This is a genomic window from Modicisalibacter radicis (genome assembly GCF_900961225.1).
Taxonomy (GTDB): Bacteria; Pseudomonadota; Gammaproteobacteria; order Pseudomonadales; family Halomonadaceae; genus Modicisalibacter.
In genome coordinates, this window is sequence record NZ_CAAHFN010000076.1 from 206657 (window position 1) to 221119 (window position 14463).

Below are 14463 nucleotides of genomic sequence, written 5' to 3' on the forward strand. Positions count from 1 at the left end.
CCGGCGGGCGCAGCATCGGCCGGCTTCAGTCCGGGTGGCGGATAGCGGGCAGACTCCTCTGCAGGCCCTAGCGCTCGTCCTCTTCCTTGCGCACCGACGGGGGTGCGACCTGCTCGAACTGGGCCTGCAGGTCATGTTCCCGGGTGGTGAACCGGGTGTGCCTCAGCTCACCCTTGGGGTCGACCCATTCGACGTCGTTGACTCCCTCGACCAGTGCCCGATTGGCTTCGGCCGCCGTGGTCGGGGTAACGTCGTTCACCGAATAGATCAATGCCTGTTCGCTGACACGTCCGCGCAACGGACTGCGTCGCGACATGCGAAGGATTTTCAGCACGGCGTTGCGGCTCTTTTCGCTACTTTCCTCGTCCCCGCTCGTGCCTGCGTGGTTCGATTGCGAACGCTCCCCGCTACCGGTTTCCTGAAGCACGTCCATTTCGGCACATAGCCGCGAGACGAATAGCGCCATGACAAAGAGCAGGACATTGACTGCAATGGCTCCGGCCGGCACCAGATACAACCGGGCAAGCAGCGTATGGGGCTGCAGATCAGGATCGAATTCAAGCGCCAGAAGTGTCGTGTAAGGCGTCGACATCAATGCAAACAGCCAGATGACGACCTGCAGTATGTTTCGCTGTTGACGTTCCATCGGGATATCCTCGCCTGTTTTTTTAATCTTTTCGGAATAGCTCCCGTTATTCCGTTAAAGGCAGCGGAGAATCTTTTGGTCAGCTGAATTTCACTTATAATGCATCAACTTGGACGATGATCAGTGCATCGCCACGAGCGGATATTTAATCCATTCAACATTACAGTCAACAGCGACGTGACGCCATAAGCCGTTCGGCCATTTCCACGAAACCCTCCCCGTGGCTGGCCGTACACAACCAGCGTGGATGCGCCTGCATGGTGTCAAGATGCACGGCAATATTGGCAACGCCGACCGAGGCGGGATAGCTGCGAAACAGCGACTCATCGTTGGGCGCATCGCCGATGAAAAGAACCCGCTGACGCTGCTGCTCAAGAGACAGTCCGAAATCCTGCTCGAGCACTCGCGATGCCATGCTGGCCTTGTCATGGTCGCCGAACCAGGCATTGACATGTATCGAGCTGGCTCGTGCGCTCGCCCCGCCCTCGCGCATGGCGCCGACCAGCCGGCCGATGGCATCGCGTTCCAGTGGCGGCGCGACATCCTGCGCATGGTCGATCGCCACATCGGCCAGGCGATAAGGCTGGTCGGCCGCCAGACGCGCCCGGGGCACGGCCGCCAAGGCGCGTTCGGCGAGTGCCAGCAGGCGGCTCTGTTCGTCGCGCAACTGCTCGCGGGGACGCACGAAGCATTGATCTAGCCCGCCACCGGGCGTCTTGAGGAAACGGAAGGCGCCGCTCTCGCCGATCACCGCCGCCACGGGCCAGGCACGCACGATATGATCGCACCACCCCGCACAGCCCCCCGTGACTGGCACCAGACGAATGCCCGCCCGAGCGAGTCGCTCCATGGCAGCGAGAGTGGCGGCGCCGAGCCGACCGTGGCGGGTCAGGGTATCGTCGACATCGGTCAGCACCACATCGATGGACTGCAGTGCATCGATATCAGCGTCCTGCAATCGCTGCATTGTCTTCTCCTAGGTGGCCCGGGTGCCATCGTCAAGCCTCATGACCGAAGATCCACCGTTGCACGGCCCGTCGATGCCACCGGCGGTGCAAGATGGACCTCGACCTCGGCCTTGCGCAGTTGCTCGGCAAGCGCCCCCTGGGGGGGGCGATCCGTGACGATGCCGTCGAGATGATCCAGCGGCGCCACCACTTCGAGTACCCGTACGTCGAACTTGGTGTGATCGACCAGCAGATACGCGCGTTCGCAACGTGCCAGCATCACACGCTTGATCCAGGTCGCCTCGCGGTTGACGTCGGAAATACCATCCGCGGCTATGCCACTGGCGCCGATGAATGCCACATTGCCATGAAACCGCCCCAGAAACTCACTGGCATCCTGACCGAACACGCCGCCCTCCCGACCATTGAAATCGCCGGGACACAGGATCGAACGGACGGACGCCGTCGCCAGCGCCGAAGCCACAGGATAACTGTTGGTGATCACCGTCAGCCCCTCGCCGACGGCGCCCAGTTGCCAGGCCAGTTGGGTGGTGGTCGAGCCGGCATCGATCATCACCACCTGCCCGGGGGAAGCCAGCCCCGCCGCGGCAACGGCAATGCACCGCCGCTCATCGACGGTCGACTGCTCGCGCTCGGCGATCGAGGGCTGAATGCCCATGGGCCGCGCCACGGCACCGCCATGCGCACGATCGACCAACCCCATTTCGCTGAGCGCGTCGAGGTCGCGGCGTACCGTTTCGGTGGTCACTGCAAAGCGCTGCGCCAGCGCGGCGATACGCAAATGCGGCGTATAACGCAGGGCATCCAGAATCCGCGCGCGACGCTCATCCTTCTGCAGACGACGGGGCATGCTTGTTCCCTCGCAGGCAAGCGATACGACCAATGGATAATGTGGCAAAGGCCACATTATACGTGGCTATAACCACATTCTGACTTATATTTGTTGTGAAAACCAACTCTAATACACGCAACCGGTTGGTATTACCAAGACAAAAAACCAACCGGAACGGGAGTCATGCCATGACAACGACCAAGACCGATTTTCAGACGACGCTCGGCCGGTCCTGCCGCCTGGCCCTGGGCGTCGGGGCCGCCCTGGCGCTCTATGCAGGTACCGTCGGCGCCCAGCAATCGCAATCCTGCGAGAACCGCGGCGACCTGGCCGACATTTACTGCGACGCCAATGGCGACCTGGTGGCCGACACGCCCACCAACCCCGACGAGCTGCTCGACCCGGACACTCTGGTGTTTGCCTATACGCCGGTCGAGGACCCGGCGATCTACGCCGACATCTGGGAGCCGTTCATCGAGCACCTATCCGAAGCCACCGGCAAGGACGTGCGCTTTTTCGCGGTGCAGTCCAACTCGGCGGAAATCGAGGCGATGCGCAGCAACCGCATCCATATCGCCGGCTTCTCGACGGGCCCCACGCCCTTCGCGGTCAACCTGGCCGGGGCGGTACCTTTCGCCATCATGGGCTCCGAGGAGGGCGAGTTCGGCTACACCCTGCAGGTCTATACCCGCAAGGACAGTGGCATCGACACGCTGCAGGATCTCAAGGGCAAGCGGGTCGCGCATACCTCGCCGACCTCCAACTCCGGCAACCAGGCGCCCCGCGCGCTATTCCCCAAGGAGGGCGTCGTACCCGGCGAAGACTATGAAGTGGTCTATTCCGGCTCCCACGACCAGTCGATGCTAGGCGTAGTCGCCGGCGACTACGACGCCGCCCCGGTGGCCTCCGAAGTCGTCGACCGCATGGCCGAGCGCGACCTGTACGACCCCGAAGAGGTCAAGATCATCTTCGAATCCAAGCGCTTCCCGACGACCTCCTACACCCATGCGCACAATCTCGACCCCGAGCTCGCGGAAAAGATCAAGCAGGCGTTTCTCAGCTTCGACTTTCAGGGCACCGCGCTGGGCGAGGAGTTCAGCGGCGTGACGCAATTCGTGCCGATCACCTACCAGGAAGACTGGGAAGTGATTCGCGACATCCAGCAGGCCAACGGCGTTACCTACACCCCCGAAAACCTGGACAAGAGCTGAGCCCTGGCCATCACGGCAAGCCTACGGGCCGGGCCGGCGCGACTGTCGCCGGCCCGGCTTACTCGGGTCATGGAGGCTACCCATGCTGCGAATTTCTCACCTGGTGAAGCGTTACGGCAACGATCAGCCGGTGCTCAAGGACCTGGAACTCGAGGTGCCCGACGAATCGGTCACCTCGATCATCGGCGCCTCCGGAGCCGGCAAGAGCACCCTGCTTCGCTGCATCAACCGGCTCGTCGAGCCGACATCCGGCAGTATCGAACTCAACGGCGTGGAGATCACCACGCTTAAGCGCGAAGCGCTGCGCCGGACACGCCGGCGCATCGGCATGATCTTCCAGGGCTTCAATCTGGTCGACAGGCTCTCGGTCATGGAAAACGTCCAGTGCGGACGCCTCGGCTACATCCCCTACTGGCGCGCCGCGCTGCGCCGCTATCCGCAGGAAGACATCGATCGTGCCTTCCACCTCATGGAGCGGGTCGGCATCGCCCGGTACGCCGACAAGCGCGCCGACGAGCTGTCCGGGGGCGAACGCCAGCGTGTCGGGGTCGTCAGGGCGTTGATGCAGGACCCCGAGATCCTGCTCGCCGACGAGCCCACCGCCTCGCTGGATCCGGTCACCTCCCGCCAGATCATGGAATTGCTGCAGAAACTCGCCGCCGAACTGCATCTGCCCGTACTGATCAATATTCATAACGTCGGCGAAGCGCGCGAATTCACCGAGCGCATCGTCGGCATGCGCTTCGGCAAGTTGATCTTCGACGGCAAGCCGGACGATCTCGACGAGGCGGCGATGGACGCCGTCTACAGCGGGACCGGCGAGCACGACGCCTCGCGCCGTCGCTCGCCCCACGATCATGAAGCGGTGACGTCATGAGCGAAACCGTCACCGCGCCGCGCCGTTGGCGCAAGCCCCCCTTCATCGCCAACCCCTGGCTACGCTGGAGCCTGTTGATCGGCTTGCTGGCATACGCCGCCTGGGCGATAAGCACCCTGCCCTTCGACTGGCAGCGGGTCGCCCAGGGCATCGAGCGCGCGGCGCGCATCTTCGCCGGCGCCTTTCCGCCCAGTTTCGCGCGCCACGAGCTGCTCATCGACGGCTTCCTGGAAAGTCTCAAGATCGCGATCCTCGCGACACTGCTCGGCGTCGGGTTGAGCGTGCCGATCGCCTTCATGGCGGCGCGCAACATCGCCATCAAGCCTATCTACGCCCTGGGCCGGGCGGTGATCGTCATCGCCCGCAGTTTCCACCCGGTGATCGTCGCCATCCTGTTCGTCAAGGCGGTGGGCTTCGGGCCGGTGGCCGGCATCCTCACCCTGACCATCTACTCGATCGGCTTCGTCGCCAAGATGCTCGCCGAGCGTATCGAGGAGATCGACTGGGGCCAGGTCGAAGCCATGCGCAGCAGCGGCGCCCGCTATATCGCCGTGCTGCAGTTCGCCGTATTGCCGCAGATCATGCCTCGCCAGATCGGCCTGGCGATGTATCAGCTGGACAGCAATCTACGCGCCTCGGCGGTCGTCGGCATCGTCGGCGCCGGCGGAATCGGCGCGACGCTGATGAATGCCTTCGGCCGTTACGACTATGATTTCGCGCTGGCCATCACGCTGGTGATCATCGGCGCGATCCTGATCAGCGAAGCGGTCAGCGGCCGCATCAGGAGGAGGATCTGGTGAACGATTCAGTCGCCGAGCGCGTGTGGACGCGCTACAGCTCTCGCCAGCGCTGGTGGCGCTTTGCCGGCCTGATGCTCGTCGCCATGGCGGTCGCCTGGTCGCTGGGCACCATCGATATCATCTGGCCCTGGGTGTGGGACGCCCCGGCGCAGATCGGCGACCTGTTCGGGCGCATGGTGCCGCCCGACGTCTCGCAACTGGGCACCATCGTCCGGGTGCTGATCGAGACGCTGAACATCGCCACCATCGCCACCTTCTTCGCGGTCTTCCTGTCGCTGCCGGTGGCCTACATCTCGGCGCAGAACACCACGCCCAACCGCGCCACCCTCTGGCTGGGCCGCTTCATCCTGGTCTCGAGCCGGTCGGTGAACACGCTGATCTGGGCACTGCTGTTCGTGGCGATCTTCGGCCCCGGGGTGCTCGCCGGAATCGTCGCCATCATGTTTCGCTCGCTGGGCTTTTTGGGCAAGCTGATGGGCGAGGCGATCGAGGAGATCGACCGGCGGCCGGTCGAGGCGCTCGAGGCCACCGGCGCGTCGCGCGCCAAGGTCATTTTGTATGCCATCGTGCCTCAGGTGGTGCCGACGTTCTTCGCGGTGAGCATTCTTCGCTGGGACATCAACCTGCGCGAATCGACGGTGCTCGGGCTGGTCGGTGCCGGCGGGATCGGCGTGATTCTGCAAGGCGCCATCGACACGCTGGACTGGCGTACCGTGGCGACCATACTGCTCGCCATTCTCGTGCTGGTCATCGCCGGCGAGGCGCTGGCCGCCTGGCTGCGCAGGAAAGTGATCTAGACCCTCCAATGCAGACGCGGCCGAGGGCGCATTCGCCCCCGGCCGCGTTGCTGCCTCCCCGGTTGCGCCACTCGATTCGAGCCAGGCGCTCGGCCAAGGAGCGCCCCGTCACTTCAGGCCGGCCCCCTTGAGCTCGGCTGCAAAGGAGTGGGAAACCCGATTCAGCTGGATCGGATCGACGCCGGGCAGCATCCTGCGCAATTCGGCAAACAGGCTCTCGGCCGTCTCGTGACGCCCCGAATAGATGAGCAGGAAAAGGTAGTGCTCGATCTGGGAATCGCTGTAGACGACCGCGTCGCGCTTTGCCCTGTCTTTCTTGGTAGTGATTCTCTGGATTGCCATCGCCCTGCCTAACCCTTCCTTCGTTCCATTCGGTCACGAATCGCGCGCTTACAGCGACTCGGCTGTCTCACGCTAGCATACAACGTTCATGACCCTTCGGGTGCATGAATGATCAACTCGACGCGCCGATTGGCGGCCCGGCCCTCGGCCGTATCATTGGGCTCGAGCGGGTGGGTATCGGCATAGCCCACGGAACGCAGCCGCTCGGGAGCAATTCCCGCCGCGACCAGATAGCGCAGGATGGCCGTTGCACGGGCACTCGAAAGCTCCCAGTTGGACGGGTAACGCGGGGTATTGATCGGCACGCTATCGGTGTGCCCCTCGACCGACACCGTTCCCGCGTACTGGCCAAGCAGCGACACCAGACCCTGCACGACCCCCTGGCCCGGATCGGTCAACTCGGCATCGCCCGAGCCGAACAGCAGGTGATCCTGGATACGCAGGTTGATTCCGCCCTTGATCCGCGATACCTCGACGCCCTCGATCACCGGCAACGGCTTGGGAACCTTCAACTGCCACTCGCCGGCCACCTGGATGGCCGCCGCCTGGGCAGTGTTGCTGACCCAAGGTGCGGTAGCCACCGCACGCGCGGCCTGAAGCGCGTCGGGATGAATCTCGGCCACCGCGGGCATCCGTGTCACCAGCATACTCCGCCCGGCCACGCGCTGGGCAGCCGCCAGCGCATCGCGACTCAATGCCGGCGGTGCGAGCAGCGCCTCCAGCCGCACCCCGAGCGGCGAGGTCAATGGCCGCGGGCTGGCGACGGGTGCGACCGTCACGGCATGCGCGGCGCCGATCGCTTCGGACGAGAGCGATGCGCCTGCCTCCACGGAGGTCTTCGCCGATACATTCGCCGCCAGGGCGCCCCGCACGGCGCCCGCCAGATCGCCCACCTGACCGCTGACCGTCAACAACAGCACGAACAACGCCACCAGCAGCGTCATGATGTCCATGTAACTGATCATCCAGCCCTCGCCGTCACGCTCCTCGGGACGCAACGAGAGCAGGCGCTCATGGTGGTGACCGTCGCGATGATTCTCAAGCATTGGCGTTCGCGCCCTGGGGCGGTTCGGCCAGCGGCTTGCGGATCGGATCGCGGATCTCATCCTGATAGCTGGCCATGAACGAATTGAGCGTTTCCTCGATGAACGACGGCAGGCGGCGCTTGGAAATCAGCGCCACGCCCTCGAGCACCATGTTCATGGCGATCAGACGCTGCTCGGTCCGGCGCTCGAGCTTTACCGCGATGGGCTTGCACACCAGATTGGCGATCAGGATGCCATAGAAGGTAGAGAGCAGGGCCACCGCCATCCGCGGGCCGATGGAGGCGATATCGCCGACCTGCATGATCTCCAGCATGTTGACCAGGCCCACCAGCGTTCCGATCATGCCGAAGGCCGGCGCATAGGCGGCCATGGTCCGGAATATCTGCGCTTCGGCCAGCTCGCGCGCCTTGAGCCGGGCGATTCGCCAGCGCAGCAGATCGGTGATTTCCGATTCGCGCGTATTGTCGATGACCAGTTGTACGCCGGTACGCAGGAAAGGGTTGCGGGTCTGCTCCAGCGCGCGTTCGACCGAGCGTATGTCGCCCTTGAACCACAGCCGCGCCATGTCCACCAGCTCACGAGTGTCCTCTTCGACGTAGCTGTCTTCGCGCCGGAACACCACGCCGACCAGCCGCACCACACGCACGACTTCGCGCAGCGGATAGCTGATGAAGGTCGCCGCCAGCGTGCCGGCGAGCACGATCGCCAGGCCCGGCAGGTTGACGAAGCTCATCGCCGTGTCCGCGCTCAACAGTACGACGCAGGCCAGCAGCAGCACGCTGGCGCCTATGCCTATCAGGGTAGAAACATTCATGTGAGACGAATCCGCTCGGAGCCCAGGGTGGCTCCATGATAGCGATGGACTGCGGAGGCAAAGCCATGAAAAAGGGCTACAAATCGAGCTGTTCGGGCCTTCGCGGCCCTGCCGGCGCTCGCCGGGCGGAGGCGACCTGTCCATCGGGCATGGCTCGACACGACGAGCAGCAACGCGCGTGACGCCTACTCGAGAGTCACGATGGGCTGCGACGCGATGCTTCGGCAGTGACGATCGCTTGTCAGAGGGGCTTGATATCGATCACATGGCCAATGATGCGGAAACCGGCCTTGCGCGCCGCCTTCTCGGCTTGAAGTTGCGCTTCGAGTTTGGAAATACTCGTCGATTGATGCTCGAAAACGGTATCCCACTCGAGCGGCTTGTTGCGGACCGCGAGCTTGACGACATACCCGGTCTTGATTGAACCACCCTTGGCGGGCGTACGCCTGGCCTTGGGAGCCAGTACACCGGCGCGACCTTCTGTTGTCCTGTCACGCTGCGGCTTGGCCGCTGGACCAAGAAAGGCGTTAATTTCCCGCTGCATATTCTGTTCGAACTCGTCTAACTCTGTCGCCATTAATACACTTACCCTTTTCAGCGTCTGATATCGCGCACTGTACCATACTCGTCCCCGACCCGGCATAGGTTCACCGCCCCGGGCACGCGTTGCTGGAAGCCAAGCCCAGCAACACTGGTCATACCTGTGAGCAGGCAGGCTAGCTTGGCAATTGCCATTATATTTCAACTAAAGCGCTCACGAGACATGAAGAGCAACGTCGGGCCATCGGCAGGCATGGTGCCGCTGGCCCGCCCTGGATTCGTGAGTCGATCAATGGCGACTCCAGCCGTAAAGGCCTTTTACGTCAGGCCAGAACCATTGGCCGGATTCGGCGTGAACCAACCGACAAAGCGTTCGGCTCGGCTAGTGGAGCGATGATTCGCTTTCAGGCGATACGCTCGAGTTCGATCAGTGTCCTGAGCAGTGCAACGACATCGGCGTCGCTTTGTCGAAACTCGCTCATCAATAGGCGCAGACGCTGTTCGAAGTTCTGCTGAGGGTCTGCGGCGGGTTCGTTCGACGGCGCCTCCATCTCCTTCAAGGCCCTGGCGAAGGCATCGTCGAGCTCACGGAACTTGCGTAGCTTCTCGCGTTCGTCCATCTGATGTGAATGCTTGGGATTCGATGCTTTCATTTATGAAAGTAGTGGTCCATGGGCAATGATCGAGGAAACCGTGCTCGGATGAAGAGGGGCTGACGTATTCGGCATCAGCCGATCACCGCATGCCGCCCGCGCATACTAACGCGAAGGGCAGAGATTGCAAACAGGACTGCAGATGACGGGTGTGAAAACTGAAAACACCGGGCTGAGAGTTCAGCCCGGTCACTTCGAGCGATCGTTCGACACGATTTCGCCGTGAAAATTCAGTCTTCGGTACGCACGAGCCAGGATTCGACGGTTTCGGCACCGTGCTCATCCTTCCACACCTTGAGCGTCTTCTGGTTGCCGCCGCGGGTTTCCACGACTTCACCGGTATGCGGGTTCTTGTAGATCTTCAGCTTGCGCTTGCGACGGCCGCTGGTGCTGGTCGCTTTCGGCTTGCTGCCTGAAGCGGAGTCCTGCTGCCTGGGATCGAGCATGTCGATCACGTCGCTGGCGCTCTTGTTGAACTCTTTCATCAAGGCTTCGAGGCGCTCCTTGAACTCGAGCTCGGACTTCAGGCGCTGATCACCTTCAAGCTGCTTCAACTCGTCGCTCAGCTGCTTGAGCAGCTGTTCTTTCTTCATGTATTCGCTTAACAGTGACATGCGCTAATAACCTTCCATACGTTTTTGGGGATGCCATCCCATTATCGGCATTACGGGGCAATTTGCCAAGTACCCGATTTAGCCGTCACCCAAAACTCATTAAATTTATTTCTGCAGTAGCGTTAATCGAAACGGCCGGGTTATTCGACGACCATCACGCGTCTGCTTCGCGCGGCCCGCCGAGCGCTCTGCCGGCTCATTCGTGTCGGGGCTGGCACCAACGCACTAAAGCCCGCCCCACTTTACAGCCACAGGGCCGCCAGCCAGCCAAACAGAATCAACGGTATGTTGTAGTGAATGAAAGTCGGCACCACGGAATCCCATATGTGGTCGTGCTGACGATCGACATTCAACCCGGAAGTCGGCCCCAGGGTCGAGTCGGAAGCCGGCGAGCCGGCATCGCCCAGCGCCGCCGCGGTACCCACCAGGGCGACCGTGGCCAACTCGGAAAAGCCGAACTGGACGGCCAGCGGGACATAGATGGCGGCGATGATCGGGATCGTCGAAAACGACGAGCCGATACCCAGGGTGATGAACAACCCCACCAGCAGCATGACCAGCGCCGCCAACCCCCGATTGTCGCCGATCACTGCGAACGCCTGTTGAACCAGCGTATCGATCTCGCCGGTGGCCTTCATCACGGCGGCAAATCCGGCGGCGGCGATCATGATGAAACCGATCAGCGCCATCATGCGCATCCCCGAAGTGAACAGGTCGTCGGCTTCGCGCCACTTGAAGACGCCGCCCAACGACAGCAGGCCGAAGCCGACCAGTCCGCCGAGAATCATCGAGCCGCTGTAGAGCTGAATGCCCAGCGCGGCGACGATCGCCACCACCGACATCGCCAGCCCCAGCGGGCGTATCGCGGCCTCGCGGTCGGGATCCGGCGTCGCTCGCGCCGCGCGCTGCTGCTGTGTCGTGGGCTGCGGGTCACCGACGGCAAGCGCCCGTTGGGGATAGTCGCGCGGCCGACGATAGCTGAACAGCAGCGCCACCAATAGCCCCACCGCCATGCCCGCGACGGGGATGCCCATCGCCAGCGGCACCATGCCCCGCGATACCTCGAGCCCCAGCGCCCGGCCCGCCTCGTTGATGTTGGCCAGCAAAATGTCGTTGAGAAAGATCGCCCCGAAGCCCACCGGCAACAACATGTAGGGCGCCGTGAGGCCGAAGGTCAGGACACAGGCCACGGCACGTCGATCGAGGCGCAACCGGTTCATCATCGCGAGCAGTGGTGGAATCAGAATCGGGATGAAGGCGATATGCACGGGGATCAGGTTCTGCGAGGAGATCGCCACCAGCAGCACCGAGCTCAACAGCAGCGCCTTGACCATGGCCTGACGTCGCTCCGTGGCCTCCTGTCCCAGCAGCCGGATCAGGCGCTGCGCGAGCAGCTCCGGCAAGCCGGCCCGCGAGATCGCCACCGCGAACGCCCCCAGCGTGGCATAGGCCAACGCCACCTTGGCGCCGCCGCCGACGCCGTCGTTGAAGGCCGCGATGGTATCCGCCAGCGACAGCCCGCCCGCCAGGCCGCCGACCAGCGCCCCGACGATCAGCGCGAAGACCACCGACACCCGTGCCAGCGATAGCCCCACCATGACCAGTACGGCCAGAATTACCGCATTCATTGTCATCCCCCGTCCGCTTTTCGGCCCCTGCAGCATGGCGCCGCCAAAAAGCCGGGGATTCTACCAGAGAGTGTCAGCCGATGGTGGCCTGCGCTGAGTGTCGAGGCCACGACCAAGCTGTCACACAAGCTTCAAGAAAGCGTCGTCGCGATGCAATCGGTGCCGCGCATCCTGAATTCAGGATCATTGCCGGCAACAGACGATCCGCGGTTCAGACAAGGGAAACTGTCGTTCAGCGCGTCACGGAAGCGCGGCGCGGGAAGCGCCACACGGAGCGGGCCCAGGGGAACACCGGCGCCGCACGGCAGGAAGCCGTTCAGGGAGATAGTCATCTTAACGCCACGGGGCCCGTCGAGGTCGACCGTGGCGTCTTTGTGTCGGGAACAGCCCCAGCGAAATCAGACGGCCTGCAGCCAGTCGCCATAGGCCGCCAGGTCGCTGGCCAGATCGCCACGCACCAGCCGCCGATAAAGTCCCTGGAGCTCGCGGGTGACCGGGCGTTGATCGCCGCGGCCGATGCGCCGTCCGTCCAGTTCGCGAATCGGCAGAATCTCGGCCGCGGTTCCGGTGAAGAACGCCTCGTCGGCGGTGTAGAGCTCATCGCGGGTAATGCGCCGTTCGCGCACCGCCATTCCCAGGCGCTCGCGCGCCAACGTGATCACGCTGTCGCGGGTGATGCCCTGCAGGCACGAGGTCACCTCCGGGGTATGCAGCACGCCGTCGCGGACCAGGAAGACGTTCTCGGCCGAGCCCTCGGCGACGTAACCCTCGGGGTCGAGCATCAGGGTCTCGTCGAAGCCCGCCTTGACCGCGGTGTTCAATGCCAGCATCGAGTTGACATAGTGGCCGTTGGTCTTGGCCCGACACAGGCTGATGTTGACGTGGTGGCGGCTCCACGAAGAGGTCAGCACCCGCAGCCCCTCTTCGGCGGCGTGCGGCGAGATGTAGTGAGCGAGATGCCAGGCGGGAATCATCACATGGGTGGTCAGGCCTGCGGCGCGCAGCCCCATGCCCTCGGCGCCCAGAAATACCGTCGGCTTGAGGTAGGCATCGCTCAGCGCGTTGCGACGTAACGCCTCGCATTGCGCGTCGAGCAATGCCGGGGCGTCGAAATCGAGCGGAATATCCAGCGCGTGGGCGCTATCCAGCAGTCGCCGGACATGCGCATCGGCACGGAACAGGTGGACGCCTTTCGGGCCGTCGTAGGCACGCACGCCCTCGAAGCAGCCCATCCCGTAATGCAGGGTATGGGTGAGCAGATGCATCCGGGCATCGCGCCACGCCAACCACTCGCCATCGAGCCAGAACCAGCCATCGCGGTCGCTGATCGACTGCATGTCACTCTCCCCGTAGCTTGAACGATGAGCGTATCCGATCACCTGCCGAACCGATCCGGCCGGAACGGCGAGATATCCAGCGCCGGAGTCTCGCCGTCGACCAATTGCCCGATCAGCTGCGCGCTGGCGGCCGAGAGCGTCCAACCGAAAGTCCCGTGGCCGGTGTTGAAATACAGGTTGTCGAGCTTGGCCTGGCCGATGATCGGCGGCCCATCGGGGGTCATCGGCCGAAAGCCCGTCCACGACTCGGCCCGGTCGAGATCGGCGGCTCCGGGAAAGCGCGATTCCACCGCCTGGCGAATGGTCGCCAGGCGTGCCTCGGGTATCCGCCGGTCGAATTCGTCCAGCTCGACGAAGCCGGTGGCCCGCAGGCGATCGCCCAGGCGCGTTGCCGCGACCTTGTAGCGGTCATCGATCACCGTCGAACGCGGCGCCCGCCCGGGGTCCTCGATCGGTGCCGTCAACGAGTAGCCCTTGATCGGGTAGATCGGCAGCCTGACACCGACCGCCTCGGCCAGCCCCGGCGACTGGCAACCGGCCGAGACCACCAGCGCATCCACCTCCAGCGTCTCGCCTTCGCGGGACGAAGCCGCGTTTGCCGGCACCAGTTGCAGGGCCCGCACCACGCCGCGCTCACGCACGAGCTCGCGAACCTCGGTGGCATAACGGAAGGCGACGCCGAGCCGCTCGCACTCGACGGCCAGTGCCTGGGTAAAGCGCTGGCAGTCCCCCGTGCCGTCGCCGGGCAGCCGCAACGCGCCGACCAGTGGCGCATCGCCGCGCAGCCCCGGCTCGACCTCGGCCAGTCCCTCGGGTGTCAGCCATTGGTGATCGATACCCATCTCGCTGAGCAGCCCCGCGGTAGCCTTGAGCCCCTCGGCGGTCGCCGCGTCGCTGGCCAGGTCGATCAGCCCGCCGTGATTGCCATCGAAGGCCAGGTCCAGGCTGTCCTCGAGATCGAGGAAGCATTGCCGGCTGTACGTGCCCAGGCGCAGCATCGCCCGCCTGTTGGCCTCGAAAACCCCCGGCGCGTTGGCGAAGCGCCAGGTCGCGGTCAGAAAGCGTAGCGTCCATGGCGTCGGCGGCATGCGCATCTTCAGCGGGCCGCTGGACTTGACCAGCCATGGCAGGGCCTTCTTGATCATCGCCGGCGAGGCCCACGGATAGACGTAACCGTAGGAGCGCTGGCCGGCGTTGCCGCGACTGGTTTCCAGGCCCGCGGCATCGAGGCGCTCGACCACACTGACCCGATGGCCACGACAGGCCAGCGCATGCGCGGTCGTCACCCCGACCACCCCGGCGCCGATAATGGCGATATGCATGGCCACTCCCCGTATCCGGCCGCCCAGGATCGCCGA

The 14463-nt window shown here is 63.9% G+C and carries 17 protein-coding genes; 4 read left to right on the forward strand and 13 right to left on the reverse strand.

The window, feature by feature from the left end; all coding sequences use genetic code 11:
• Window positions 1-67 precede the first annotated feature (67 nt).
• The 3 genes from HR9077_RS14965 to HR9077_RS14975 form a co-directional block, all read right to left on the reverse strand.
• Window positions 68-646, reverse strand: coding sequence for a hypothetical protein (locus HR9077_RS14965; RefSeq protein ID WP_136067792.1), 579 nt, complete (start codon window positions 644-646; stop codon window positions 68-70).
• A 166-nt stretch (window positions 647-812) separates the two neighbouring features.
• Entirely contained in the window at window positions 813-1613 is an 801-nt protein-coding gene (locus HR9077_RS14970; RefSeq protein ID WP_136067793.1) for an HAD-IIB family hydrolase, read from the reverse strand.
• A gap of 38 nt (window positions 1614-1651) precedes the next feature.
• Window positions 1652-2464, reverse strand: coding sequence for a DeoR/GlpR family DNA-binding transcription regulator (locus HR9077_RS14975; RefSeq protein ID WP_136067794.1), 813 nt, complete (start codon window positions 2462-2464; stop codon window positions 1652-1654).
• Window positions 2465-2634: 170 nt separating this feature from the next.
• Between HR9077_RS14975 and phnD the strand changes: the two genes are divergently transcribed.
• The 4 genes from phnD to phnE (HR9077_RS14995) all read left to right on the forward strand — a co-directional run bounded on the left by phnD (window position 2635) and on the right by phnE (HR9077_RS14995) (window position 6131).
• A complete protein-coding gene (gene phnD / locus HR9077_RS14980; protein ID WP_136067795.1) occupies window positions 2635-3657 on the forward strand; it encodes a phosphate/phosphite/phosphonate ABC transporter substrate-binding protein in 1023 nt (340 codons plus the stop codon).
• A gap of 82 nt (window positions 3658-3739) precedes the next feature.
• The gene (gene phnC, locus HR9077_RS14985) at window positions 3740-4534 is read left to right on the forward strand and encodes a phosphonate ABC transporter ATP-binding protein (RefSeq protein ID WP_136067796.1); all 795 of its coding nucleotides are present in this window, start codon (window positions 3740-3742) and stop codon (window positions 4532-4534) included.
• Entirely contained in the window at window positions 4531-5334 is an 804-nt protein-coding gene (gene phnE / locus HR9077_RS14990) for a phosphonate ABC transporter, permease protein PhnE (RefSeq protein ID WP_136067797.1), read from the forward strand. The genes phnC and phnE (HR9077_RS14990) overlap by 4 nt, the downstream gene beginning before the upstream one ends.
• Window positions 5331-6131 (forward strand): phosphonate ABC transporter, permease protein PhnE, encoded by an 801-nt coding sequence (phnE, locus tag HR9077_RS14995; protein WP_136067798.1) that lies wholly within the window; start codon window positions 5331-5333, stop codon window positions 6129-6131. The genes phnE (HR9077_RS14990) and phnE (HR9077_RS14995) overlap by 4 nt, the downstream gene beginning before the upstream one ends.
• A gap of 108 nt (window positions 6132-6239) precedes the next feature.
• Here the strand turns inward: phnE (HR9077_RS14995) and HR9077_RS15000 are convergent, their stop codons facing one another.
• The 10 genes from HR9077_RS15000 to HR9077_RS15045 form a co-directional block, all read right to left on the reverse strand.
• A complete protein-coding gene (locus HR9077_RS15000) occupies window positions 6240-6473 on the reverse strand; it encodes a hypothetical protein (protein WP_136067799.1) in 234 nt (77 codons plus the stop codon).
• Between the two features lie 86 nt (window positions 6474-6559).
• A complete protein-coding gene (locus tag HR9077_RS15005; RefSeq protein ID WP_244613269.1) occupies window positions 6560-7519 on the reverse strand; it encodes an OmpA family protein in 960 nt (319 codons plus the stop codon).
• The gene (locus HR9077_RS15010) at window positions 7512-8333 is read right to left on the reverse strand and encodes a motility protein A (protein ID WP_136067800.1); all 822 of its coding nucleotides are present in this window, start codon (window positions 8331-8333) and stop codon (window positions 7512-7514) included. The genes HR9077_RS15005 and HR9077_RS15010 overlap by 8 nt, the downstream gene beginning before the upstream one ends.
• Window positions 8334-8574: 241 nt before the next feature.
• Window positions 8575-8910 (reverse strand): hypothetical protein, encoded by a 336-nt coding sequence (locus tag HR9077_RS15015; protein ID WP_136067801.1) that lies wholly within the window; start codon window positions 8908-8910, stop codon window positions 8575-8577.
• Window positions 8911-9277: 367 nt separating this feature from the next.
• Window positions 9278-9493, reverse strand: coding sequence for a hypothetical protein (locus HR9077_RS15020; protein ID WP_136067802.1), 216 nt, complete (start codon window positions 9491-9493; stop codon window positions 9278-9280).
• 263 nt (window positions 9494-9756) lie between these two features.
• The gene (locus HR9077_RS15025) at window positions 9757-10140 is read right to left on the reverse strand and encodes a histone-like nucleoid-structuring protein, MvaT/MvaU family (RefSeq protein ID WP_136067803.1); all 384 of its coding nucleotides are present in this window, start codon (window positions 10138-10140) and stop codon (window positions 9757-9759) included.
• 242 nt (window positions 10141-10382) lie between these two features.
• Complete coding sequence (locus HR9077_RS15030) at window positions 10383-11768, reverse strand: Na+/H+ antiporter family protein (RefSeq protein ID WP_136067804.1); 1386 nt, start codon at window positions 11766-11768, stop codon at window positions 10383-10385.
• Between the two features lie 131 nt (window positions 11769-11899).
• Window positions 11900-12100: a hypothetical protein gene (locus tag HR9077_RS15035; protein ID WP_136067805.1), complete on the reverse strand. Its 201-nt coding sequence runs from the start codon at window positions 12098-12100 to the stop codon at window positions 11900-11902.
• A gap of 66 nt (window positions 12101-12166) precedes the next feature.
• Window positions 12167-13105, reverse strand: a complete 939-nt coding sequence (locus HR9077_RS15040; protein ID WP_136067806.1) for a branched-chain amino acid transaminase — start codon at window positions 13103-13105, stop codon at window positions 12167-12169.
• Window positions 13106-13143: 38 nt separating this feature from the next.
• A complete protein-coding gene (locus tag HR9077_RS15045) occupies window positions 13144-14427 on the reverse strand; it encodes a D-amino acid dehydrogenase (RefSeq protein ID WP_136067807.1) in 1284 nt (427 codons plus the stop codon).
• Between the last annotated feature and the right edge of the window lie 36 nt (window positions 14428-14463).

Coding starts and splice junctions, on each gene's coding strand:
- HR9077_RS14965 (WP_136067792.1), bottom strand. CDS start 646: ATGGAACGTCAACAGCGAAACATACTGCAGGTCGTCATCTGGCTGTTT.
- HR9077_RS14970 (WP_136067793.1), bottom strand. CDS start 1,613: ATGCAGCGATTGCAGGACGCTGATATCGATGCACTGCAGTCCATCGAT.
- HR9077_RS14975 (WP_136067794.1), bottom strand. CDS start 2,464: ATGCCCCGTCGTCTGCAGAAGGATGAGCGTCGCGCGCGGATTCTGGAT.
- phnD (WP_136067795.1), top strand. CDS start 2,635: ATGACAACGACCAAGACCGATTTTCAGACGACGCTCGGCCGGTCCTGC.
- phnC (WP_136067796.1), top strand. CDS start 3,740: ATGCTGCGAATTTCTCACCTGGTGAAGCGTTACGGCAACGATCAGCCG.
- phnE (WP_136067797.1), top strand. CDS start 4,531: ATGAGCGAAACCGTCACCGCGCCGCGCCGTTGGCGCAAGCCCCCCTTC.
- HR9077_RS15000 (WP_136067799.1), bottom strand. CDS start 6,473: ATGGCAATCCAGAGAATCACTACCAAGAAAGACAGGGCAAAGCGCGAC.
- HR9077_RS15005 (WP_244613269.1), bottom strand. CDS start 7,519: ATGCTTGAGAATCATCGCGACGGTCACCACCATGAGCGCCTGCTCTCG.
- HR9077_RS15010 (WP_136067800.1), bottom strand. CDS start 8,333: ATGAATGTTTCTACCCTGATAGGCATAGGCGCCAGCGTGCTGCTGCTG.
- HR9077_RS15015 (WP_136067801.1), bottom strand. CDS start 8,910: ATGGCGACAGAGTTAGACGAGTTCGAACAGAATATGCAGCGGGAAATT.
- HR9077_RS15020 (WP_136067802.1), bottom strand. CDS start 9,493: ATGGACGAACGCGAGAAGCTACGCAAGTTCCGTGAGCTCGACGATGCC.
- HR9077_RS15025 (WP_136067803.1), bottom strand. CDS start 10,140: ATGTCACTGTTAAGCGAATACATGAAGAAAGAACAGCTGCTCAAGCAG.
- HR9077_RS15030 (WP_136067804.1), bottom strand. CDS start 11,768: ATGAATGCGGTAATTCTGGCCGTACTGGTCATGGTGGGGCTATCGCTG.
- HR9077_RS15035 (WP_136067805.1), bottom strand. CDS start 12,100: ATGACTATCTCCCTGAACGGCTTCCTGCCGTGCGGCGCCGGTGTTCCC.
- HR9077_RS15040 (WP_136067806.1), bottom strand. CDS start 13,105: ATGCAGTCGATCAGCGACCGCGATGGCTGGTTCTGGCTCGATGGCGAG.
- HR9077_RS15045 (WP_136067807.1), bottom strand. CDS start 14,427: ATGCATATCGCCATTATCGGCGCCGGGGTGGTCGGGGTGACGACCGCG.